We start from the raw sequence: 22,199 nt of genomic DNA, 5'->3' as shown, positions 1-22,199 counted from the left end.
CCCACGACCGTGTCGGAAGGAGGAGCGGCTCACCGGTTCTGGGACCGCGCACCGGGCCGGGCGAGCACGTTCCCTGCGAATGGGCGTGCTCGTGCTGGGCGGTGGTGCATGGCGTCCGGCCACCGCGCCACGCGCGAAGCTGTGGAGGGCTCCCAGTCGCGCGCGTGGCGAAGCCCGTGGAACCGCCTCAGGAGTGCTCCCCACTTCTGAACAGCGGCGCGAGAGTCGGACGGCCGCAACTGATCCCGCTGCGCGTTGAGCGTGCGCCGACCACACGGGTCGGCAGCTCCGGCTCAGGTGGATGCCGGGTTCCCGATCATCCCGGTTCGGGGCTCGGGTTACCGGCGTCGTTGCCGGGTTGTCTCCACAGCTTGGAAAGCCGCGGAAGCGCTCGTCGGGAGCTACTCACGATCTGCGGGAACGGCGCCCGCCGGCGGAGGGAGCTCGCCGGTCGACGAAGCGGTCCGGGCCAGTCGCACCTCGGCCGCGATACCGGCCTGGCGGTCTCAGGGCAGCGACATCGTGCCGGCCTGGCGGGTCATGGAGGTGAGACGTGGTACGGGCCGCTGAAGCGGTGCACGTACGTCACGCGGCGCGGGGGCCGCGACGCCGTGCAGGCGCTGTCACTGGCACCGCCGGGCACAGCGGATCTCTCACCAGGTCCTAGCCCGGGAGCAACGACGTGCGGCCGTGGCGTTCGAAGGACCGCTCCCAGTGCTCCCGGTCCTCGGGGGTGAGGAGGCGGTAGTCGATCTCCCTGCCGGTGCGGAAGTACACCGCGTCCTCGGTGCGCCAGGCCGCGCGGCGGAGGGCGGCCTTGGCCGTCTTGCCGCTGGCCGTGGTGGGCATCTCGGCGGTGATCCGGACGAAGCGGGGCAGCCACTTGGTGCCCAGGTCGCGCTGGGCGGTCAGGAACCGCGCGAAACCCTCGGGGTCGAAGTCGGCGCGCAGTTGGAGGGCGGCCATCACCTGGTCGCCGGTGCGCGGGTCGGGGACCGGGTAGACCGCGGCCGCCTCGACCGGGTCCCAGCGGTCGAGGATGCGCTCCAGCGAGGCCGCGGCGAAGTTCTCGCCGTCGACCCGGAGCCAGTCGGCGGTGCGGCCGGCGAAGTAGAAGAAGCCGTCGGTGTCGCGGTAGGCGAGGTCGCCGGTCCAGAAGTCCTCGCCCCGAACGCGTTCCGCCCACGCCCCGGGGTTGTTGTAGTAGCCCTCGAACGCGTGGGCCTGGCCGAGGGCGACGATCTGACCGACGGCTTCCTCGGCGTTGAGGAGGCGGCCGTGCTCGTCGAACTCCGCCGGAGGGCACTCGCTGCCGGTGTCCTCGCGCAGCACGCGGACGTCCACACCGCCGAGGGGCAGTCCCAGGGAATCCGGTGGGCTCTCCGCTGTCCGGTTGATCCGCAGGACGCCTTCGCTCATCCCGTAGCCCTCGGACACCCGGCAGCCGAACCGCTCGGCGAACCGCTCCGCGTCCGCTTGCGACGCCTCGGTCCCAACGGCGAGGCGGAGAGTGCTGCGGTGATCGGCCGGGCCTTCAGGCTGCGCCAGCACGTAGGACAGCGTCCGGCCCACGTAGTTCACGAACGTCGCGCCGTAGCGGTGGACGTCGCGGGCGAAACCCGAGGCCGAGAACGTGCGGGCCAGGCACACCGTCGACCCGACGTGCATCGCGGGCGCGAGGTTCATCATCACCGAGTTGCCGTGGAACAGCGGCATGCACAGGTACGACACCGAATCGCGGGTGAGTTCGGTGCGTTCGGCCAGCGATGCGGCGAGCGAGCCCAGACGCCCCTGCGAGCAGATCACCGCCTTCGGGGCACCGGTCGAGCCGGAGCTGAACAGCAGCAACAACGTCCGCTCGGTTTCCGGCAGCCGTGCGGGAAGCTCCTCGTCGGGCAGGTCGAGCTCGTCGGCATCGACGTTGAGCACCGCCGCGCCGTGGTCGAGGCCGTCGAGGAGCCCTGCCCACCGGTCCTCGGTGACCACCAGGTCGCAGTCGGTGTGCCGGATGTCGCGCGCGAGACCCTCGCCGCGCCGCGTCGGGTTCACACCCACCAGCACCGCGCCCTCCAGCGCGGCGGCCACGAGCCAGAACACGTAGTCCGGGACGTTCTCCAGCAGCACACCCACGTGCCGCACACCGCGCCGGCGCAGCAGTCCCGCTCGCCGCGCCCCTTCGGCGACCACCTCCGCCCAGGTCCACGCCCGGTCGCCGAAGCGCAAGCCCACCCGCTCGTCGCGAGCGCGCGCGTGCACGACCTCGGCGAAGGTCCTCATGACTCGGCCAGGTCCCGGCCGCGGGTCTCGGAGATCAACAGCACCGAGACGGTCGACACGGCGACGGCGCCCACGATGATGCAGCTCAGGGGCAGGCTGGACCCGCCCGAGCCGGCCACCAGCGTTGCCGCGATCATCGGGGTGAAGCCCGCGCCGAGAAGACTCGCCATCTGGTAGCCCAACGACACACCGGTGTAGCGGACGCGGGTGCCGAACATCTCCGAGAGCATCGGTGCCAGCGGCGCGTACATCAAGTTCTGGAAGACCTGCGCGATCACCAGCGCGGTGATCATCGACGGCACCGTGCGCAGGTCGAGCAGCGCGTACATCGGGAACGCGAACAGCACGGCGCCCGTGGCGCCGATCAGCAGCACCCGCCGCCGCCCGATGCGGTCCGACAACGCCGAGAAGATCGGGATGCCGATCAAGCCGGTGAGGCTGATCAGCAGGTGCGCCCGCATGATGTCCGGCAGCTCGTAGCCGAGCCCCTTGGCGTAGGCGACGCTGTGCGAGCCGATCAGCGCCGTCATCGCGAACGGCCCGATCCCGGCCGCGCACGCCAGCACCACCGCGCGCGGCCGCTGCAGCACCCGCAGCAGCGGCACCTGCTCCCGCTCGCCGGACCTCTCCAGCGCCTGCCGGAACAGGGGACTCTCCACCACGCTCAACCGCACGTAAAGCCCGACGACGAGCAGCACCGCGCTGGCCAGGAACGGGATCCGCCAGCCCCACGAGACGAAGTCCTCGCGCGGCAGCAGCGTCACGAGCGCCACCGCCCCGTTCGACAGCAACGACCCGAGCGGCGACCCGGCCTGCATGATCCCGGCCCAGCTGCCGCGTCGGCGTGGGTCGGCGTGCTCGATGACCATCAGCGCCGCACCGCCGTACTCGCCACCGACGGCGATGCCCTGCACGCAGCGCAGCAGCACCAGCAGCACCGGCGCGGTCAGGCCGATCGAGGAGTAGGTGGGCAGCACGCCGATGAGCACGCTGGCCACGCCCATCAGCACCATGCTCGTGATCAGCGCGGACTTGCGGCCGAGCCGGTCGCCGAAGTGCCCGAACAGCAAGCCGCCGAGCGGCCGCGCCACGTAGCCGGCGGCCAGCGTCCCGAACGCGGCGATGGTCGACACCGCGGGGTTCGAGCCGGGGAAGTACAGCGTGCCGAACACCAGCGCGGCCATGGTCGAGTACAGCAGGAAGTCGTAGTACTCGATGACGGTGCCCAGCAGCCCGGACAAGGCCACCTTGCGCACCTGACGCCGGTCCACCGCCGCCGCAGCGGGAGCCGCCTCGGGTACCGCCACCGACACCACCGCCTCGTGTGAACCAAGCGCTTGCTAGGCAAGCTACGGCGCGGGCCACCCCTGGTCAAGAACGGGCATCCGGACCGCGAGGGAGCAGTACCGGCTCCGCGGGTGGGTTCCTGCCACTGCGGCACCGGCCGCGTGCTGCCGCTGCGGCCGCCCTCCGCGTCGGTTGTCAGTGGAAGGCGACCCAGTCTGCTACCTGCGGTTTCCCGGGCGCGGACCGCTTCGGAGCCGTGGTCCGCAGCGGGATCGATGACAACTGCGCGCTCCCAGCACTCGACCTGGCGCGTCCTCCCGACTAAACAGTCATTCGACCCATCGACAGAACAACGAGGTTCAGCCATGTCGGACTCACCGCCGCGCGCCGCGCGCACCCGTGACGAGAAGCGGCTGCTCGCCAGCACGCTCGTCGGGACGACCATCGAGTGGTACGACTTCTTCATCTACGCGCAGGCCGCGAGCCTGGTGTTCGCCCCGCACTTCTTCGCGCCTCTGAGCCAGGACGCACCCGGCGTGGCCAGCCTGTTGTCGCTGGCCACGATCGGGATCAGCTTCCTGTTCCGGCCGCTGGGGGCCGTGATCGCCGGGCGGTTCGGCGACCGGCTCGGGCGCAAGGCGATGCTGGTCATGACGCTGATCATGATGGGTTCGGCCACGGCGCTCATCGGCTTGCTGCCGACCTACGCCCAGATCGGCGTCGCCGCACCGCTCCTGCTGATCGTGCTGCGCATCGTGCAGGGCTTCTCCGCCGGTGGCGAGTGGGGTGGCGCGGCGCTGATGGCCGTCGAACACGCTCCGCTCGGCCGGCGCGGCTACTTCGGGTCCTACCCGCAGACCGGTGTGCCGCTCGGGTTGATCCTGGCCACCGGTGTGCTGTGGGCGATCAGCTCGTCGACGACCGAGGAGCAGTTCAACGCGTGGGGATGGCGGATCCCGTTCCTGCTGTCGGTGGTGCTCATCGTCTTCGGCTACCTGGTGCGCCGCCTGGTCGAGGAGAGCCCCGTCTTCCAGGAGCTGCTCGAGCGCCGCGCGTACTCCTCGGCACCGCTGACCGAGCTGTTCCGCACCAACAGCCGCAACGTCGTGCTCGCCGCACTGATCTTCATCGCCAACAACGCCGCCGGTTACCTGGTGATCGCCTACTTCCTCAGCTACGGCAAGACCCTCGGCTTGTCGCGGCCGACCGTGCTGGCGGCGACGATCGTGGGCGCCGTCGGCTGGCTGGTGTTCACCGTCTACTCGGGTGGCCTGTCCGACCGGATCGGGCGAGTGCGCACGTTCCAGATCGGCTACGCGGCCGTGTTCGCCTGGATGATGCCGATGTTCTTCATGATGGAAACCGGCAGCGGTGTGCTGTTCGCGGTGGCCATCATCGTGCTGTCGTTCGGCATCGGCTTGTCCTACGGTCCGATGTCGGCGCTGTACGCCGAGATGTTCTCGGCCAGGGTGCGCTACTCCGGCGTCTCGATCGGGTACGCCTTCGGCGCCATCCTCGGCGGGGCGTTCGCGCCGACCATCGCCACAGCCCTCACCCAGGCCACCGGCAGCGCCTTCTCGGTCGGGGCGTACGTGATGGTGCTCAGCACCATCTCCTTCCTCGCCGTCACAGCGGTCCGCGAACCCCGGGACACGGACCTCAACGCCTGAACCCACCCGCCCCGGCGTGCCACCACGACACGCCGGGGCGTCGGACCTCGCCCGACTTTCGAGGCAGCGTCCGGGAACGGGCCGCGCGAAGTTCTCAGCGCCTTCCGGTCTGATCAGCGATCACGCGCTCGGCGCGGCGTGCGTCCTTCGGTTCGGGTCGTGTGGGGTGGGTTCGAACTTCGCGCGGATGTCGACTCCCAGCTCGCGCGAACGGGCCGTGCGAGGTTCATCGCGCCTCGCTGTCTGATCAGCGGCAACGCTCGGTGCAGCGTGCGTCGTTCGGTTGGGGCCGGGTGAGGTGGAGTCGCACGTCGCGCGAGGTGTGGCTCCCCGGCGCTATCGCGGACGGGTCGTGCGGGATCGAGACCCCTCGCCTTGATCAGCGGCAAACGCTAGGTACCGCCACGTTCGGTGCGGCGTGCGTCGTGCGGCGGTCGAGATCGGGTGGGGTGGTGTCGGAACTTCGCGCGAGGTTCGAACGCCCCGACGAGGCCAAGGTCGTCGTTCGGGGGTGCGTGGGTCCATCGGTCCTGGTCCGCCAGGGGCGAGGTCGAGTCGGGTGGGATTCTGGGACAGGGGCCGAGGCTGCCGGGCGAGTGAAGCGCCTCGCTCGGTTGAAGCGCTCGCACCGCTCGGCTGAGATGTCCTGTCCGGCCGGCCGGGGCTCCCGTGCGACCTGAGGCGTCCCACCTGGGGCCGGGCTCCCGCGCGGGTTGGGCTGTCCCGCGCGGGCCGTGCCCGTCTCGGTCAGCGGGGGAGGTTGTCGCCCTTGTGGTTGATCGCGTTGCGGGCGATCTCCAGCGGGGCCCAGCCCTTGCCCGTGGTGTACGGGCCGCCGTTGTCCCCGTGGTGCCAGTACCGGAGGCAGAAGTCTCCGTCGCGGACCAACCGGATGGCCTGGTGGTCGATCTCCTCGGGGCTCGTGCAGTCGGGATCGCCGTTGTTGTTGAGGTCCTCGTCGAAACCGTACTTCTGGTGCGCCCAGTAGCCCTTGTCGATCGCGCGGTCGTAGTCCACCGTGGTGTCCTCTTCGGACCCGACGAGGCTCCAGTCGATGCCCTTCGCCCACGGGTCGTCGAAACCGCGGTCGGCGGCACCCTTCTTCGACTCGTGCAGCTTGCTGGTGAAACCGGAACCGCCGTCCTGCTCCCGCGTCATCTGCCACCACTGGTAGGAGCACTCGGACTGGTCGGAGCAGGGGTCCTTGGTGATGCCGCCCTGCGGGGTGCCGAGCGTGACCACGTCGTCGACCTCGACGCTCGGTGGGAAACCGGCCCAGCCTTCGCGGGTTCCGAGCACCGCGACGCGGGTGACCAGGCCGCCCATCGAGTGGGCCACGATGTCGACCGACTGGCCCTTGCTCGTGTACTCGGAGTGGATGTGGTTCGCGAACTCCTTCGCGATGTCCTGGATCGGTGTGTCGGTGGTGTTGTTCCCGCGGCCGGCGACGTACTCGGTGCACTCGGTGTCACCTTCGTAGTATCCGATCGTCCGCGTGGAACGCCCGTCGAACTCCGCGCGCGCCGCACCCCACAGATCGCTGCAGTTCGCGTCGGAGCCTGCGTTGTAGCCGTGGACCAGCAGCACCGGTTTCGAATCCGCGGCGGCCGGCTCGGCCAAGGCCGCAACGGGCGCGCACAGGCCGAGGCCTGCCGCGAGGACCAGTGCGGGCAGTCGTCGCCCAGGTTGGCGTGTCATCGAACATCCCCCAGGTTTGATGTCCAGACCACGCTAAGGCGACCCCGATCACCAGGCAATCGAATTGCGCCGCTCGGGCGGCAGGTTGCTCTTCCCGAGCGACACCACGCCGTCCCGGTGACGAGAGCGGCAGCACCGGGTTGATGCGAGCCCGGCGCCGCTGCGCGACGAGCTCGATCAGCGGCTGAGCCACTCGTCGTAGAACTCGGGGAGCTCGGAGGCCCGCCCGCGGAACTTCGGATCGCGCTTCTCGGTGAAGGCCGCGACGCCTTCCGCGTCGTCCCCGGTGCTGGTGTAGAACATCGCCGGCGAGTCGATCCGGTGAGCGTCGCGCGGGTGCTCGAGGGCGCTGTTGCGGCGCATCATCTGCCGCGTGAGGGCCGTCGCGACCGGCGACTTCCCCTTGGTCCAGGCGTCGGTGAGCTTCAGCGCCGAGTCCAGCAGGTCGTCCGGTGCGTGGACCGCGTCGGCGAGGTCGGCCTCCGCGGTGGCCGAGGCGTCGAGGACATCAGCCCGGTAGACGAGGTCGAGCGCTTTGGACATGCCGACGATCCGGAGCAGGAACCAGGTCGAGCCAGCCTCGGGGACGATGCCGAGCCGGCCGAAGGCCAGGCCGAACCGGGCCCGGGTCGACAGCAACCGGGCGTCCATGGCCAGCGTCATCGTCGCACCGATGCCCACGGCGGCACCGTTGATCGCCGCGATGACGGGCTTGCGGCAGTCGTGGACAGCCAGCGTGACCCGGCCGCCGGTGTCGCGGATCCGGCGCAGCTCAGGGGCGGAGAGGTCCTGCACGTCGGCGAGCGTCGCGGACTGTACTCGTCGAGCCCGAAGACGTTGCCCTCACTGCTGAGGTCCCTCCCCGCGCAGAACGCGCGGCCCGCTCCGGTCACGACCACCGCGCGAACCGAGTCGTCCTCGTTGACCTGGACGAACGTCTCCTCCAGCTCGTCGGCCATGGTGGGCTGAAGGCGTTGAGCTGGTCGGGGCGGTGGAGCGTGACGACGAGTACGCCGTCGATGACGTCGTGGCGGAGGGTGCTCGGTTCCCACGCTCGTCTTCTCGTGGTGCGCAAGCTGGGCGTCAACGATGTTGGCACAGCCGCGCGGCGGATCGAGGAGACGCCGATCACCTGGCGCGAGAGGAGCGGGCGGGGCGGGAGGAACGCGACGACCGCGCGGGTGGAGGCTCTTCCTCTTCCTCTTCCTCTTCCTCTTCCTCTTCCTCTTCCTCGTCTTCGTCCTCCTCGTCGTAGTCGTCCTCTTCGTCGTCGTAGTCATCGTCTTCGTCTTCGTCTTCTTCGTACTCGTCCTCCTCGTCCTCTTCGTGGTAGCCCTCGTCGTCGTCCCGCCGTTCGTCTCCGCGCTCGTCCTCCCCGCGTCCTTCCTCCTTCCCTCGTTGCTCCTCTTCGAGCGCGTCCTCGTGGCTCTTGACGACCTCGCTGTCGCGGATCTCGCCCCGCCAGCCCTCGACCTCTTCCTGCTCGAGGATCGTGCGGGTCATCATGTGCCGCTTGATGTGCTTGAAGTCGGACCGCACCCGGCGTCCCTGCGCGCGCCACAGGTTCGCGGTCTTCTCGAAGAACCCCTTCGGGTAGTACTCGAGGACCAGCAGGACGCGGGTCATCGTGGGAGCGAGCTCGTGGAAGGTCACGGCTCCGTCGACGTAACCCTTCGCCCCGGTCGACTTCCACACGATCCGCTCGTCCGGGACCTGCTCGGTGATGGTCGACTCCCAGTCGCGGTGCGAGAGGAAGATCTGGGCCCGCCAGTTGAGCTTCTCGTCGGATTCCTGTTCGACCTTCTCGACCTTCCTGGTGAAGGAGGGGAAGTCCTCGAACGTCGTCCACTGGTTGTAGGCGACGCTGAGCGGAAGACCGACGTCGAACTCCTCGATGATGTTGACCACCTTCACGCCGCCGCCGCCTCCTCCTCCTGATCCACCGCCGCCCCCCAGGGCGTTCTTGACCTTGTCCTTCACCAGAGACGTCCCGGCGCTGAGCGCGGACTTCATCGGTGACTTGCCTTCGGCGAGGCTCTTGGCGCCGGTCAGCGCCGCGGTCAGCCCGCTGCCGCCGTTGTCGGCGACGTCGGTGAGCCGGTCGGCGAGGCCGGTGATCTTGCCCGTCATCGACCCGACCGCGCGGGCGACGATCGCTTCGAGGAGTTCCTGCCCCGCGTCCTTGAGCTGGTCGAGCGGCAGTTCCTCGCGCAGGGGCTGGTCGCGGTCGCCGTCAGCCATCGTTCCCACCCGACCTGCCGGAGCTGGTCTTCTTCCGCGATGAGGACGCTGCGCTCCGCGCGGTGGAGGCCGCGCGCGGGGCCGAGGGTTTGCGGGGCGCACGCGTGCGCTCGCCCTTCTCCTCGGAGGAGGACCCCGTCTCCTCGGACGACCCCTGCTCCTCGGAAGACGACTCCTGCTCCTCGGAAGACGACTCCTGCTCCTGCTCTTGCTGGGAGGACTCGTCCTGGGAACCCAGTTCCGGGGTGCGGATCTGCGCCGCCCGCTTGGAGATGTCGTCACCGAGCGATTCGATCTTGCTGCTGGCGGCGGAGATGGCCGCCGACTTGGCCGCGTCGACCAGACGCTTGCCCAGTGCTCCGGACGGCGAGACCTTCCCGAGCAGGTCCTTGGGATCTCCCATGCGCCGTCCGAGCACATATCCGCCGACCACGAGCGCCAGCCTCTTCCGGCGGCTGCGACCGAGGGCGTAACCGATCACCACCGCGGTCGCGATCTGAGGTCCCTGTTTCATCCCGACCTCCTGTCGATGGGCTCCACTCACGCAGCGTGAGCTGGACGACCGCGAACCGGCAGGGCCGAATTCCTCTACTCGACGTCCGCGCCGCCACGGACTCTGGGGTATTGACCTGGAGGGGGAGCGCATGGCGGAGCAGCAGGACGGCGAGCTGGTGGAATCCGGTCTCGAGGGAGAACGGGTGTCTTCCGGGGACGGTCGACCCGACCGGCGCCAGGACCCGGACGTCTACCTGGACATACCGGTCGTCAAGGTCGACGAGATCAGCCTCGAGGTGGAGAACCTGCGTGCCCGGGTGTCCCTGCAAGCGGAGGTCCTCGACCTGCTCAAGCTCAACGTCGGTGTCGACGCCGAGCTGGGCCGCGTCGCGCTCCAGATCAAGGGCGTGGAGGCACAGGCCCACCTGCAGGTCCGCCTCGACAACGTCGCGAGCGTGCTCGACCGGGTCCTGACGACCATCGATCGCAACCCGCAGATCCTGGAGAACCTGACCAAGAGCTTGGGCCGGGCCGTGGAGGACGTCGGCGAGGGCGCGGGCTCGGCGGTCAAGGACGTCGGCGAGGGCGCGGGCAGCGCGGTGGAGGACGTCGGTGAGGGCGCTCGGTCGGCCGTGAAGGACGTCGGTTCAGGTGCCGGCAGAGCGGTGGAGAGCGTCGGTGAGGGCGCTGGTTCGGCGGTGGAGGACGTCGGCGAGGGCGCGGGCTCGGCGGTCAAGGACGTCGGCGAGGGCGCGGGCAGTGCCGTGGAGAACGTCGGTGAAGGCGCCGGTTCGGCGGTGGAAGACGTCGGCTCGGGCGCCGGCAGTGCCGCGGAGAGCGTCGGCGAGGGCGCGGGTTCGGCGGTGGAAGACGTCGGCTCCGGCGCCGGCAGCGCTGCCGAGAACGTCGGTGAAGGCGCCGGCAGTGCCGCGAAGGGCGCCGGAAGCGCGACGAAGAGCGTCGGTGAAGGTGCCGGCAAGGCGGTGGAGGGCGCCGGGGAGAGTGCCGGCAAGGCGGTGGAGGGCGCCGGGGAGAGTGCCGGCAAGGCGGTGGAGGGCGCCGGGGAGAGTGCCGGCAAGGCGGTGGAGGACGCCGGGGAGAGTGCCGGCAAGGCGGTGGAGGACGCCGGGAGCTCGGCGAAGAGCGTCGGTGGGGGAGCCGGCGAGGCAGCTGGAGAGGTGGGATCCAGCGCCGGGAACGCCGTCGAAGACGTGGGCGACACCGCGGAGCAGGCCGGCAAGACCGCGAGCGACACCGTCAGCGGCGAGAGCGGTGACGACGAGGGCGGTGACGACCAGGGCGAGCGGGAACGTCCGCGGAAGCGACGCCCCGCCGACCCCGAGCGCAGGAAGAGGCGCGCGAGCCGGGAGCCCTCCTCCCGCCCGGTCCGGAAGGACAGGCGGCGATGACAGGCGGAGACCGCGAGAACCCGGACGTGGAGTTCACCAGCAGGGTGCGCGCCGACGAGATCACCTTCTTCGAGGCGCCCGAGACGCGCGTCGAGTTCCCCGGGGACACCGACGACCGGTCCACCTCCGGGAGTGAGCGCACCAACCTCCCCAAGCCCGTCCGGGAGACCGAGACCTACGAGGACATCCAGGTCGACTACCGCATCGAGGCCTACCTCCGCACGGAGGTCGACCTCCCGCTCGGCACCGAGGACGACCCCGGCACCGACACCGAGCCCGACCGTGCCACCGGGGGCGACGACACCTGCTGATCCCTTCCCGGCACAGGCGCCCGCCCGGAGCCACGAACGCGACGAACGCATCACCCCCTGGAAGACCCACCGAAGCCCAACCCACGCTCCCTTCCACCCCCTTCAGCTCCGCCCCGGAACACTGCGCTGATCCGGTCTGCTCAACCCCGGTGTCCCGCGTCCCGATCAGGTGGGCTCCCCCGGGCGAGGAAGAGCGGGCTGAGGCGGGTGCTGGTGGCGGATCGCCGCGGTTCCCCGGACCCCGTGCCACGGCGGGTCCGCAGCCGTGGACCAGGAGGCGTGGTGGGCGTCGTGGCGGTGCTGGCCGTGCGTGCGGAGTTGTGGACGGTGGGGAGCCGGGCCTCCCGGCGGTGCGACGGGTGGGGTGGCGTGATCGAATCGGTCCGGTCGCACCTGGTCTGAGCTGGAGGAGGGGATCGTGGACGCGCCGTTCATCGGGATCGGGGAACCGGGGTCGTTCGGGTGGAGGGTCTTCCACGAACGCCACCCGGTGATGATCGAGCGGCTGTGCGCGGCGCACCCGTTCGGACCCGACGTGCGCGAGGCGCTCACGGCACTGCTGGAGGAGTCGACGCGCGGAGTCGTCGAGCCGCTGGACGACGACGCCCCGGACCACGACGTGTGGGCGGCGTGGACCGAGGGACAGCTCGGGCGGCCGTGGGCGGAGATGTCGTTCCTGTGGGCGGAGAGCTACTTCTTCCGGAAGTTGCTGGGCGCGACCGGGTACTTCGCCCCGGGACCGTGGCGGGGCGTCGACCCCTTCGCGCCGATGAAGCGGGCCGAGCTGGGCAGCGACGGCACTGCCGAGACGCTGGCTGCCCTGGATTCGCTTCCGCAGCTCGCCGACGCCGACCGGGACACCGCCGTCGTGCAGGCCGCGGTGTGGGGCAACCAGGCCGACCTGGCGTTCCAGCTGTCCACCGATGCCAGCGGCACCACGTCAGGCCTGGTCAGCGGCTCGGCCGAGGAGTTCTGGTCGCTGTTCGGCCAGGCCGGGCAGGTCCACCTCGTCGCCGACAACGCCGCGGGTGAGTTGTCCGCCGACCTGGTGCTCATCGACCGGCTCCTCACCACCGGTCGTGCCGAGGCGGTGGTCCTGCACGTCAAGCCGAACCCGTACTACGTCTCCGACGCCATTCCGAACGACGTGATCGAGGTCCTGCACCAGCTCGTCGGGTCGGCCGGGGAAGCGAGCGCGATCGGGCACCGCGTCCAGGACGCCTTGCGCGACGGCCGGATCGCCGTGCGCGCGCACCCCTTCTTCTGCGCGCCGAGGGAGTTCAGCGACATGCCGGACGACCTGCGCGCCGAGTTCTCCTCCGCAGCGGTCACGATCTTCAAGGGTGACCTCAACTACCGGCGACTCGTCGGCGACCGCCACTGGGAGCCGACCAGGCCGTTCGCCGACGCCGTGTCGCACTTCCCGAGTCCGCTGGCCGCGCTGCGGGTGCTCAAGTCCGAAGCCGTCGTGGGCCTGTCCGCCGACACCGTATCGTCGCTGGACGAGGGTGGCGAGGCCTGGCGCACCCAGGGCTCGCACGCCCTTGTCCAGACCAGGTCCTGAGGCCGATCGTCCGAGGTTGACCGCTGCGCGGTGCCGGGGCGAGCCGTTCGCCGCCGGCACACTCCTCGCGCACGAGACCCGGTCCCGGAGGGGTCACCAACCTCCGAGGCCGTGTCAGCCGCAGAGGTGGGCGGCTTGGCGGAGGGCTTCGACCATGCTGTCGGCGCTGGCCTTGCCGGTGCCGGCGATGTCGAAGGCCGTGCCGTGGTCGACCGAGGTGCGGATGACGGGCAGGCCGACGGTGATGTTGACGCCCGTCTCGATGCCGAGGACCTTCACCGGACCGTGGCCCTGGTCGTGGTACATCGCGACGATCAGGTCGTACTCGCCGCGCGTGGCCAGGAAGAACGCGGTGTCGGCGGGCAGTGGCCCCTGGGCGTCGATGCCGTCGGCGCGCAGGACCTCCAGGGCCGGGACGATCTTCTCGTCCTCCTCGCCGTGGCCGAACAGACCGTTCTCCCCGGCGTGCGGGTTGATGCCGCAGACGCCGATGCGCGGGGACTGCACCCCGGAGTCGCGCAGCGTCCGGTCACCCCGGCGCACGGTGCGCTCGACGAGGCCGGGCTCGATCTTGGCGACGGCGTCGACCAGCCCGATGTGGGTGGTCACGTGGATGACCTTCATCGTCGGCGCGGCCAGCATCATCGACACCTCCTCGGTGCCGGTGAGGTGCGCGAGCAGTTCGGTGTGACCGGGGAAGACGTGCCCCGCGGCGTGCAGCGCCTCCTTGTTCAGCGGCGCGGTGCAGATGGCCTGGGCAGCGCCGGAGGTCGCCAGCTCGCTGGCCACCCGGACGTACTGGTAGGCGGCATCACCGGCGACCGGGGACACCGTCCCCCACGGCAGGTCGGCGGGCAGCAGTCCGAGGTCGATCACGTTGATCCGCCCCTCGGCGGTGACCGCGTCGTCGACGGAGTCGACGGCCACCACGTCGGCGTGCACGTCGAGCACGTCGGCGGCCTTCCGCAGTCGAGCCGCGTCGCCGATGACCACGGGGCGGCAGCGGCGGGTGGTGGCTTCGTCGAGGAGCGCCCCGACGATGACTTCCGGGCCGACTCCGGCGCCGTCGCCCATCGTCACGGCGATCACGGGGGTGGTGGAGGGACTGTTCACGGCGTCAACCTCTCGATCTGCGCGTTTCGCGCACCTCTACGTGGGGACAAGCTACAGAAAGTGCGCATTGCGCGCAATCAGATCTGCGCGAAGTGCGCAATTGGAGGAGGGGCCTTCAGGTGACCGCCGGTGGTGGGTCGGACTGGGCGACCACGGACCGGGAGTGCCGAGCTGCAGGCACGGGCCGAGCGAGCCACGTCCGAGGAGGACGCCCACCCTCGGCGCCACGCGGCACCACGCGGCGCCACGTGGGGCGACGCCTCGGCTCGACACCGACGTCTCGCGCGTCGGTGAACCCCTTCGCCGCCGGGCTCGGCCGATTCCCGCCTTGTCCGGGACTCGGTGCGGTTCGAGGTCACGAGCCTGCCGTCGACGCGATCCCGATCCCGGCGCCCTTGATCGACGCCACCGGGGTGAACGAGTCCGCGTGATCCTCGGCACAGGTGGTTCCGGTCCGAGGTGGTGCTGGTCCTCGCCCGGGAGGGCGTGAGCTGCTGCTGCGGGCTCCGAAGAGGACGGTGGTGCGCCGTGGAAAACGGCGTTTATCAACCCATAGGCGCGAGTTCTTTGACTTCGCTCCGTGTGCGGCCAAGGCTGGCGCAGCCAGGACCGGGCGGCGCGTCGGCGCGTGGAGCGAGGACAGGTGAACGGCCACAACATGAGTGGGATGCAGGACCCGAGCGACGACCTGGAGGTCACTCCGCCGAAGACGTGGGCCACCGGGGCGCCCGCCGTCGCGCACGCGTTGAGCTACTCGCTCGGCCAGACCTCGCCGCGGCGGACAGCGCTGACGCTGCTCAACCTCAACCAGGACAAGGGCATCGACTGCCCGGGTTGCGCGTGGCCGGACGCGGAACCGGAGCACCGGCCGATGAACGAGTACTGCGAGAACGGCGCCAAGCACGTCAACGACGAGGCGACCTCGAAGCGCATCACGCGGGAGTTCTTCGAGCGGTACTCGGTGTCCGAACTGGACCAGAAGTCCGACCACTGGCTCAACCAGCAGGGCCGCCTGACCGAACCCGTGGTCAAGCGCCCCGACTCCGACTTCTACGAGCCGATCAGCTGGGACGATGCCTTCGACCTGCTCGCCGAGCACCTGCGGGAACTCGACTCGCCGAACGAGGCGCTGTTCTACACCTCCGGCCGGCTCAGCAACGAGGCCGCGTTCCTGCTGCAGCTGTTCGCGCGCGCTTTCGGCACCAACAACCTGCCCGACTGCAGCAACATGTGCCACGAGTCCAGCGGATCGGCCATGCAGCAGACGCTGGGCACCGGCAAGGGCAGCGTCAGCCTCGACGACCTGCACCAGTCCGACCTGGTCTTCGTCATCGGCCAGAACCCGGGCACCAACCACCCGCGGATGCTCACCGCGCTGGAGCGGACGAAGCGCAACGGCGGCCAGGTGGTGGCCGTCAACCCGCTGCCCGAGGCCGGGTTAATGCGGTTCAAGAACCCGCAGAAGCTGCGCGGCGTCCTCGGTCGCGGGACCGAGATCGCCGACCAGTTCCTGCAGATCCGTCCTGGCGGTGACCTCGCGCTGTTCAAGGCGCTGAACCTGCTGCTGCTCGAAGCTGAGGACGCCGCCCCCGGCACCGTCCTCGACCACGAGTTCATCCGCACCCGCACGACCGGGTTCGAGGAGTTCGCCCGGCAGGCCCGCGAGTTGTCCTGGGACCAGGTGCAGGCCGCGACCGGGCTGACGCGCGCCGAGGTCGAGCAGGTCCGCGACCGGGTTCTGTCCAGCGGCAGCGTCATCGCCTGCTGGGCGATGGGGCTGACCCAGCACAAGCACGGGGTCGCCACCATCCGCGAGGTCATCAACTTCCTGATGTTGCGCGGCAACATCGGCAAGCCGGGTGCCGGCGTGTGCCCGGTGCGCGGGCACAGCAACGTGCAGGGCGACCGCACGATGGGGATCTGGGAACGGGTGCCGCAGTCCTTCTTGGACGCGCTGGAGCGCGAGTTCGGTTTCACGCCGCCGAGCGAGCACGGCTGGGACTCGGTGGACTCGATCCGCGCCATGCTGGACGGTCGTGCGCGGTTCTTCCTCGGCGTGGCGGGCAACTTCGTGCGCGCGACCCCGGACAGCGAGGTCACCGAGAAGGCGATGCGGCAGTGCCGGATGACCGCGCACATCTCGACCAAGCTCAACCGGTCGCACACCGTCTGCGGTGAAACCGCGCTGATCCTCCCCACCCTGGGGCGCAGCGACCGGGACGTGCAGGGCGGTGTGGAGCAGTTCGTCACCGTCGAGGACTCGATGAGCATGGTGCACGCCTCCTACGGCCGCCTCGAACCGGCCTCGGAGTCGTTGCTCAGCGAGGTCGCGATCCTCTCCCGCCTGGCTCGCCGGGTGCTGGGGAACGAGCCCGACATCCCGTGGGAGGAGTTCGAGGCGGACTACGACTCGATCCGCGACCGGATCTCGCGCGTGGTTCCGGACTTCGAGGACTTCATCCAGCGTGTGGCCGATCCCGCCGGGTTCCGGCTGCCCAACCCCGTCAACAGCGGCGAGTTCCGCACTCCGAGCGGCAAGGCGTTGTTCAGCGCCAACGAGTTCGAGTGGTTGGAAGCGCCCGAGGGCTACCTCGTGCTGCAGTCGTTGCGGTCCCACGACCAGTGGAACACCATCCCGTACGCGATGGACGACCGCTACCGCGGCATCCACAACGCCCGCCGTGTGGTGCTGGTCAACCCCGACGACGTCGACGCGCTCGGGCTCACCGACCGCGCGCTGGTGGACATCGTCAGCGTCTGGCACGACGGAGTGGAGCGCCGCGCCCCGGGTTTCCGGGTCGTGTCCTACCCCGCGGCGCGGGGTTCGGCGGCCGCCTACTACCCGGAGACCAACGTGCTGGTCCCGCTGGACAGCGTCGCCGACGTCAGCGGTACGCCGACGTCCAAGGGCGTGATCGTGCGCCTGGAACCGGTGTCCGAACAGGACTGACGCAGCACCGCCCGCCACGCTTCGCGTCGCGCACGACGTGCCGGGCGGGACGCCCTCCCCCCGACGGAGGACGTCCCGCGCGAGGAACACCGCTCCTGCTTGCAGGAACGCCCTCGCGCGAGGGGACGGTCAGCCGGCCCTGGACCGCCTCCTCGCGCGAGCGTGTGCTGCTCGGTCACATCCGGGTGGCGCCGTCCTTGATGGCTTCGCGGATCCGGAAGTAGGTGCCGCAGCGGCAGATGTTGCGGATCTCCTCGATGTCGGCGTCGGTGATCTCGCGCCCCTTGGCCTGCGCCTGCTTGACCTTGGCGACCGCGGCCATGATCTGACCTGGCTGGCAGTAGCCGCACTGGACGACGTCGTTGTCGAGCCAGGCCTCCTGCATCGGGTGCAGCTCCTCGCCGACGGTGCCCGCCAGACCTTCGATGGTGGTGATCTCGTCGGTCTCTCCGACGTCCTTGACCTGCACGGAGCACGGGTTGAACGCCTTGCCGTTGATGTGGCAGGTGCAGGCCTTGCAGACGTTGATCCCGCAGCCGTACTTCGGGCCGGTCACGCCGAGCAGGTCGCGGATGACCCACAGCAGCCGGACGTCGTCCTCGACGTCCACGGTGATCTGCTCGCCGTTGAGCTTGAAGGTGTGCTCAGGCATCCTCGCTCCTCTGAAGAACTGTTCCGTCGTTGCTGTGCTGAGCGGTGCGGGCAGCGGCGCCGTGGGAGCCGCGTCGGCTCTCCGCACCGGGGACAGCGGCTGTGCCGCTTGCGCGGCCGGGTCCTAGTAGGCGTAGTCCAGGCCGTTGGTCGGCGACGGCGGCAGCGGCGGGACGTGCGGGTACGGCTCGAAGGCGAGCGGGTCGTCGTGGTTGATGGGGAAGCGCGTCGGGGTCCTGCCGGTCGCCGCGCGGTAGGCGCAGGCCGTGGCCGCGAAGGCGGGCGCGACGCCCATCTCCCCACCACCGGAGGGCATTTCGCTCTCCTCGGCCGGCAGGATCACCGGCGTGAACTCGAACGGCAGGTTCCACTGGCGGCAGTAGAAGAAGTTGTCCCAGCTGGCTTCGGCGATCTTGCCCTGGTCGAGGTGCACGCTGGCGGTGAGGGCCTGGGCGAAGCCGTCGATGAACCCGCCCTGCATCATCGCCTCGAGCCCGAGCGGGTTGACCACGACGTGCCCGGGGATCGCCACCAGCACACCCCGCGTCACCCGCGGACCCGTGACCCCGTCGCGGACCGGGCGGTTGACCGTCTCCGGCCGGCAGTCGATCTCGACGAAGCAGGCCATCGTGTTCTTGTACTCGTGGTGCAGCGCGATGCCGTGCCCGATCCCGTCCGGCGTGGGCTGGCCCCAGCCTCCCACTTCCGCGGCCTTGTCCAGCACCTTGAGCAGCTGCTCGTTCTTGACGTACTTGCGCCGGAAGTTGTACGGGTCCATGCCCATCGTCTCGGCGAGCTCGTCGACGAACAACTCCCGCGCGGTCGCCACGTCCGGTGAGTACACGTTGCGCGTGCTGCCGGTGTTGAACCCGCCGCGCTTCTGGTTGTTCGAGGGGGACTGGTGCGTCTCGGTCAGCAGCGTCTTGGTGACGCCGAAGTTGTACAGCGACGGCGTGGTGAGCGTGAAGATGACCTCGGAGACCGAGTACCCGGCCAGCGGCAGCCGCGTCGCCGTCGAGGACAGCGCCTCGCCGAAGCCGTGGCTGAAGTCGGTGCGCACGCTCGCGTGGTGCTGCTCGATGCTGACCACGTCGTCGTGGAACGACGCGCGGATCGTGCCGACCGACATCGGGTGCACGCGGCCTTGCCGGCAGTCGTCGGCGCGGTGCCACATCAGCTTGACCGGCTTGCCGAGCTTCTTGGAGATCTCGGCGGCCTCGGACGCGGCGTCGTGGAACAGGCACCGGCCGAACGACCCGCCACCGGGGACGACGTGGATGGTGACCTGCGATTGCGGCAGGCCCAGTTCGGAGGCGATGGCGGCCTGGGCGACGATCGGGACCTTGACGGTGGACCAGATCTCGGCCCGGTCCGACCGGACGTCGGCGATCGCCGAGTTGACGCCGAGCGCGCTGCCGTTGACGAAGGCGAAGGTGTACTGCCGTTCCAGCGTCTTCGTCGCCGGGGTCGGCGGGATCACCGGCGGCGGCGTGGCGGCCTTGAGCTTCTCCTCGACCGTCGCGTCCGACTCGTCGTCCACCGGGCCCGGGCCCCACGAGACGTCGAGCGCGTTGACCGCGTCGATGCACTGGCCGAAGGTCTCCCCGCGCACCGCGACACCGCTGCTGATCGGCACGACGTCGGTGATGCCGGGCATGGTGCGCACCTGGTCGAGGTTGTTGACCCCGCGCACGGTGCCGTTGATCGTCGGTGGCCGGCAGACCATCGTCGGCTTGGCGTCGGGCACGTCCAGGTCGGTGGTGAACTTCTTGCGGCCGGTCACGGCCTCGAGCGCGTCGATGCGCCGGGTCGGCTTGCCCACGACCGTGAACTCGGACTCCGGCTTGAGGTCCACCTCGACCTTCGTGGTCGTGTCGGTGGCGGCCTTGTGCACGAGGTCGCCGTACGGGATGGCGTTGCCCGCGGCCGAGGTGATGGTGCCCGCCTTGGCGGTGAGCAGGTCGACCTGCTCACCGAGCACGTGACCGGCGGCCTCCAGCAGCCGGCCCTTGGCGATCGCCGCCGCGGTGCGCACCGGCCAGTACAGCGCGCTGATCGAGGCCGAACCGCCGGTGAGCTGGTTGAACACCAGCTCCGGGCGGGCGTCGGCGAGGGTCACGTGCACCTTCTCCAGCGGCAGGTCGAGCTCCTCGGCGATGAGCATGGCGATCGCCGTGGTCAAGCCCTGGCCGACCTCCGTGCGGTTGAGCGCGAACGAGGCCGAACCGTCCTCGTGGAGCTCGATGGCGATGAGGTTCGCCGTGGGCCGCGCGGCGTAGACGAGGCCGTCGGTGAGGTCGACGTGGTCGGCGACCTGCGGCGTCGGAGGGATGCCCGCCCCGGTTTCACCGGCAGCGGCCGCCTCCGGGCCGAGCAGGGACCCACCGCCGAGTTCGGCGGCGGCGACCAGGGTGGGTGCTGCCAGCAGGTAACCGAGGAATCGGCGTCTGGTGGGCGCGGTGGCGCCGGTCTCCGGCGGGTTTTCCGTGCGACGAGAGCGCATGGGCTCAACCTTTCGACGGCGGGTCAGTTCGGGAGGGGTCTCGCCGGTGTGGATCGGTTGGCGAGACATGTTGCAGGACCGCATTCCGCTTCCAATACCCCCGAGATGGGGTGTCCGGGCCGGGGTGAACCGCGCGGAGGAGGACGAACCGGATCTCCGGTGGTCATCGGGACGCCCTCCGCGCAGCGATCACGAAGGGTGATCGAGAATCACCCGAACAGCCGCCCCCGAACAGGGGTGATCGGGAATGTCGCGCACGCGGAGGATCGGTTCAGCGGCCGAATGGCGGGTATAGTGCTGCAACTCGATGCCACGTGCGCGTGGCTGGTGTCTTCGACGTGGACCGGAGCGCGTCGATCAGCCAATGGAGGACGGACACTATGGCCGGCAGCGGAGGCGGCGACGGAGCCGCGAAGCGGAGACCCGACGGCCGGGCAGGTGGCGGAAGCCGCCTGCGCCCGGACGACCGCGACGCGCTGCGCGCCGAACTGCGCTCGGTGTCCACGGACCTGGACTTCCCGGTCGCCTTCGGCGGGGAGGTCGACAGCGGCAGCGTCCGGCTCACCGAGTGCTTCGGCACGCAGACCACCCGCATCCACAACCTGGAAGTGCACGAGGGCAAAGGACTCGGCGGACAGGTGCTGGCCGTCGGCAGGCCGGTCGGGGTGGCGGACTACGGCGCCGCGCGGCACATCACCCACGACTACGACGGCCCGGTGAAGGCGGAGCGGCTGTCGGCGGTGCTCGCCGTTCCGGTTCGCGTGCGCGGCACGTGCCGGGCCGTGCTCTACGGCGCGATCCGCCAGCGCGTGGCGGTCGGCGACCGCGCGCGGGATGCGCTGTTCACGGCCGGACGGCGGCTCGCGAACGAACTGGCCGTGCGGGACGAGGTCGACAGGCGGATGGCGATGGCGGAGACCATCGCGGCCACCCGCCGGCCGGAGGTCGCCGACGTCGCCAACTTGGAAGAGCTGAGGTCGGTGCACTCCGAGCTGTGCGCGATCGCGGGTACGGTGGAGGACTCCGCGCTGCAGTCCCGGATGTACGACGTCGCCCAACGGCTCGCCGACTTGCGAGCGGGGGAGACCGAACCGCCGCCGCAGGTCCGGTTGTCGCGCCGCGAGATCGACGTGCTCGCCCAGGTCGCGCTCGGTTGCACCAACGCCGAGGTGGCTGAAAGGCTCTCCCTCGCACCGGAAACCGTCAAGGCCTACCTGCGCGCCGCCATGCGCAGGCTCGGTGCGCACACCCGGCACGAAGCGGTCGTGCGGGCGCGGTCGGCATGGCTGCTGCCGTGACCCGGACGAGTTCTACCCCAATCCGGGGGTGACGAGGGGCGCCCGCAGGTCCCTACTGTGTGCGGTCACGAAGCACACGCCACTTGTCGGGAGGACTCCGTGCCTGCGGTCGAGATCTCTTACACGTCCGGTACCTCTGACGTGCCGCTGCTGGGCGACACGATCGGGGAGAACCTGCAGCGCGCGGCCGAGCAGCACCCGGACCGAGACGCGCTCGTGGAGGTCACCACCGGCCGCCGCTGGACCTACCGCGAGTTCCTCGCCGAAGTGGACACCGCAGCGCTCGGCCTGTTGGAGGCCGGGATCGTCCAGGGCGACCGGGTGGGGATCTGGGCGCCGAACCGTGCTGAGTGGACCGTGGTGCAGTACGCGACGGCGCGGATCGGGGCGGTCCTGGTCAACATCAACCCGGCGTACCGGGCGCACGAGTTGGAGTACGTGCTCAACCAGGCCGGCGTGCGGATGCTGGTGTCGGCGAAGGCGTTCAAGACCTCCGACTACGTGACCATGATCGAGCAGGTGCGGCCGCGGTGCGTTGGGCTGGAGCAGGTCGTGCTGTTCGACGACCCGACGTGGGACCGGTTGTTGGAGCAAGGGGGGTCGGCGGATCCGCAGCGGTTGCGGGACGTGCAGGCGACGCTGTCGGCGGATGATGCGATCAACATCCAGTACACGTCGGGGACGACGGGTTTTCCCAAGGGTGCGACGTTGTCGCACCACAACATCCTCAAC

At 70.1% G+C, this 22,199-nt stretch carries 16 protein-coding genes and 1 pseudogene; 7 read left to right on the top strand and 10 right to left on the bottom strand.

Annotation, left to right across the window (positions count from 1 at the left end; all coding sequences use genetic code 11):
- Positions 1-663: 663 nt before the first annotated feature.
- The gene (locus EIL87_RS19900; protein WP_125092097.1) at positions 664-2,277 is read right to left on the bottom strand and encodes an AMP-binding protein; all 1,614 of its coding nucleotides are present in this window, start codon (positions 2,275-2,277) and stop codon (positions 664-666) included.
- On the bottom strand, positions 2,274-3,584 hold the full coding sequence (locus EIL87_RS19895; protein ID WP_233576399.1) for an MFS transporter: 1,311 nt from the start codon (positions 3,582-3,584) through the stop codon (positions 2,274-2,276). The genes EIL87_RS19900 and EIL87_RS19895 overlap by 4 nt, the downstream gene beginning before the upstream one ends.
- 345 nt (positions 3,585-3,929) lie before the next feature.
- Here EIL87_RS19895 and EIL87_RS19890 point away from each other — a divergent pair, with 345 nt between their 5' ends.
- A complete protein-coding gene (locus EIL87_RS19890) occupies positions 3,930-5,234 on the top strand; it encodes an MFS transporter (protein WP_125092095.1) in 1,305 nt (434 codons plus the stop codon).
- 747 nt (positions 5,235-5,981) lie between these two features.
- Here EIL87_RS19890 and EIL87_RS19885 read toward each other — a convergent pair.
- From EIL87_RS19885 to EIL87_RS19870, 5 genes and pseudogenes are all read right to left on the bottom strand, one after another.
- On the bottom strand, positions 5,982-6,932 hold the full coding sequence (locus EIL87_RS19885) for an esterase/lipase family protein (RefSeq protein ID WP_125092094.1): 951 nt from the start codon (positions 6,930-6,932) through the stop codon (positions 5,982-5,984).
- A gap of 177 nt (positions 6,933-7,109) precedes the next feature.
- The gene (locus tag EIL87_RS19880) at positions 7,110-7,727 is read right to left on the bottom strand and encodes an enoyl-CoA hydratase-related protein (RefSeq protein WP_199740522.1); all 618 of its coding nucleotides are present in this window, start codon (positions 7,725-7,727) and stop codon (positions 7,110-7,112) included.
- A 62-nt stretch (positions 7,728-7,789) separates the two neighbouring features.
- A pseudogene (locus EIL87_RS27970) lies at positions 7,790-7,984 on the bottom strand (enoyl-CoA hydratase-related protein); the annotation flags it as partial.
- 76 nt (positions 7,985-8,060) lie between these two features.
- Positions 8,061-9,173 carry an SRPBCC family protein gene (locus EIL87_RS19875; RefSeq protein ID WP_125092093.1) on the bottom strand — a complete coding sequence of 371 codons (1,113 nt, stop codon included), beginning with the start codon at positions 9,171-9,173 and terminating at the stop codon, positions 8,061-8,063.
- On the bottom strand, positions 9,166-9,687 hold the full coding sequence (locus EIL87_RS19870; protein WP_125092092.1) for a hypothetical protein: 522 nt from the start codon (positions 9,685-9,687) through the stop codon (positions 9,166-9,168). Before EIL87_RS19870 ends, EIL87_RS19875 begins: the two co-directional genes overlap by 8 nt.
- 130 nt (positions 9,688-9,817) lie before the next feature.
- On the opposite strand from EIL87_RS19870, the gene EIL87_RS27750 reads away from it, so the two are divergent.
- From EIL87_RS27750 to EIL87_RS19855, 3 genes are all read left to right on the top strand, one after another.
- Positions 9,818-11,077 (top strand): hypothetical protein, encoded by a 1,260-nt coding sequence (locus tag EIL87_RS27750; RefSeq protein WP_199740521.1) that lies wholly within the window; start codon positions 9,818-9,820, stop codon positions 11,075-11,077.
- The gene (locus EIL87_RS19860; protein WP_199740520.1) at positions 11,074-11,388 is read left to right on the top strand and encodes a hypothetical protein; all 315 of its coding nucleotides are present in this window, start codon (positions 11,074-11,076) and stop codon (positions 11,386-11,388) included. The genes EIL87_RS27750 and EIL87_RS19860 overlap by 4 nt, the downstream gene beginning before the upstream one ends.
- A 418-nt stretch (positions 11,389-11,806) precedes the next feature.
- The gene (locus EIL87_RS19855; RefSeq protein ID WP_199740519.1) at positions 11,807-12,952 is read left to right on the top strand and encodes a damage-control phosphatase ARMT1 family protein; all 1,146 of its coding nucleotides are present in this window, start codon (positions 11,807-11,809) and stop codon (positions 12,950-12,952) included.
- Between the two features lie 114 nt (positions 12,953-13,066).
- Here the strand turns inward: EIL87_RS19855 and pdxA are convergent, their stop codons facing one another.
- Positions 13,067-14,065, bottom strand: coding sequence for a 4-hydroxythreonine-4-phosphate dehydrogenase PdxA (gene pdxA / locus EIL87_RS19850; RefSeq protein ID WP_233576398.1), 999 nt, complete (start codon positions 14,063-14,065; stop codon positions 13,067-13,069).
- A 658-nt stretch (positions 14,066-14,723) separates the two neighbouring features.
- Here pdxA and EIL87_RS19845 point away from each other — a divergent pair.
- Positions 14,724-17,015, top strand: coding sequence for an FdhF/YdeP family oxidoreductase (locus EIL87_RS19845; RefSeq protein ID WP_125092091.1), 2,292 nt, complete (start codon positions 14,724-14,726; stop codon positions 17,013-17,015).
- A gap of 175 nt (positions 17,016-17,190) precedes the next feature.
- Here the strand turns inward: EIL87_RS19845 and EIL87_RS19840 are convergent, their stop codons facing one another.
- Both EIL87_RS19840 and EIL87_RS19835 read right to left on the bottom strand, forming a co-directional pair.
- Positions 17,191-17,667 (bottom strand): (2Fe-2S)-binding protein, encoded by a 477-nt coding sequence (locus EIL87_RS19840; RefSeq protein WP_125092090.1) that lies wholly within the window; start codon positions 17,665-17,667, stop codon positions 17,191-17,193.
- Between the two features lie 123 nt (positions 17,668-17,790).
- Complete coding sequence (locus tag EIL87_RS19835) at positions 17,791-20,169, bottom strand: molybdopterin cofactor-binding domain-containing protein (RefSeq protein ID WP_125092089.1); 2,379 nt, start codon at positions 20,167-20,169, stop codon at positions 17,791-17,793.
- Positions 20,170-20,549: 380 nt separating this feature from the next.
- Between EIL87_RS19835 and EIL87_RS19830 the strand changes: the two genes are divergently transcribed.
- Positions 20,550-21,467, top strand: a complete 918-nt coding sequence (locus EIL87_RS19830) for a LuxR C-terminal-related transcriptional regulator (protein ID WP_125092088.1) — start codon at positions 20,550-20,552, stop codon at positions 21,465-21,467.
- 99 nt (positions 21,468-21,566) lie between these two features.
- On the top strand, positions 21,567-22,199 hold a 633-nt coding region (locus EIL87_RS19825; protein ID WP_148101523.1), incomplete at its 3' end, for an AMP-binding protein.

The organism is Saccharopolyspora rhizosphaerae (genome assembly GCF_003931915.1).
GTDB lineage: Bacteria > Actinomycetota > Actinomycetes > Mycobacteriales > Pseudonocardiaceae > Saccharopolyspora > Saccharopolyspora rhizosphaerae.
Note: the sequence above shows the minus strand (reverse complement) of the source record. Positions and strands in the feature narration are given on the sequence as shown.

Coding starts and splice junctions, on each gene's coding strand:
- EIL87_RS19900 (WP_125092097.1), bottom strand. CDS start 2,277: ATGAGGACCTTCGCCGAGGTCGTGCACGCGCGCGCTCGCGACGAGCGG.
- EIL87_RS19890 (WP_125092095.1), top strand. CDS start 3,930: ATGTCGGACTCACCGCCGCGCGCCGCGCGCACCCGTGACGAGAAGCGG.
- EIL87_RS19885 (WP_125092094.1), bottom strand. CDS start 6,932: ATGACACGCCAACCTGGGCGACGACTGCCCGCACTGGTCCTCGCGGCA.
- EIL87_RS19875 (WP_125092093.1), bottom strand. CDS start 9,173: ATGGCTGACGGCGACCGCGACCAGCCCCTGCGCGAGGAACTGCCGCTC.
- EIL87_RS19870 (WP_125092092.1), bottom strand. CDS start 9,687: ATGAAACAGGGACCTCAGATCGCGACCGCGGTGGTGATCGGTTACGCC.
- EIL87_RS27750 (WP_199740521.1), top strand. CDS start 9,818: ATGGCGGAGCAGCAGGACGGCGAGCTGGTGGAATCCGGTCTCGAGGGA.
- EIL87_RS19860 (WP_199740520.1), top strand. CDS start 11,074: ATGACAGGCGGAGACCGCGAGAACCCGGACGTGGAGTTCACCAGCAGG.
- EIL87_RS19845 (WP_125092091.1), top strand. CDS start 14,724: ATGAGTGGGATGCAGGACCCGAGCGACGACCTGGAGGTCACTCCGCCG.
- EIL87_RS19840 (WP_125092090.1), bottom strand. CDS start 17,667: ATGCCTGAGCACACCTTCAAGCTCAACGGCGAGCAGATCACCGTGGAC.
- EIL87_RS19835 (WP_125092089.1), bottom strand. CDS start 20,169: ATGCGCTCTCGTCGCACGGAAAACCCGCCGGAGACCGGCGCCACCGCG.
- EIL87_RS19830 (WP_125092088.1), top strand. CDS start 20,550: ATGGCCGGCAGCGGAGGCGGCGACGGAGCCGCGAAGCGGAGACCCGAC.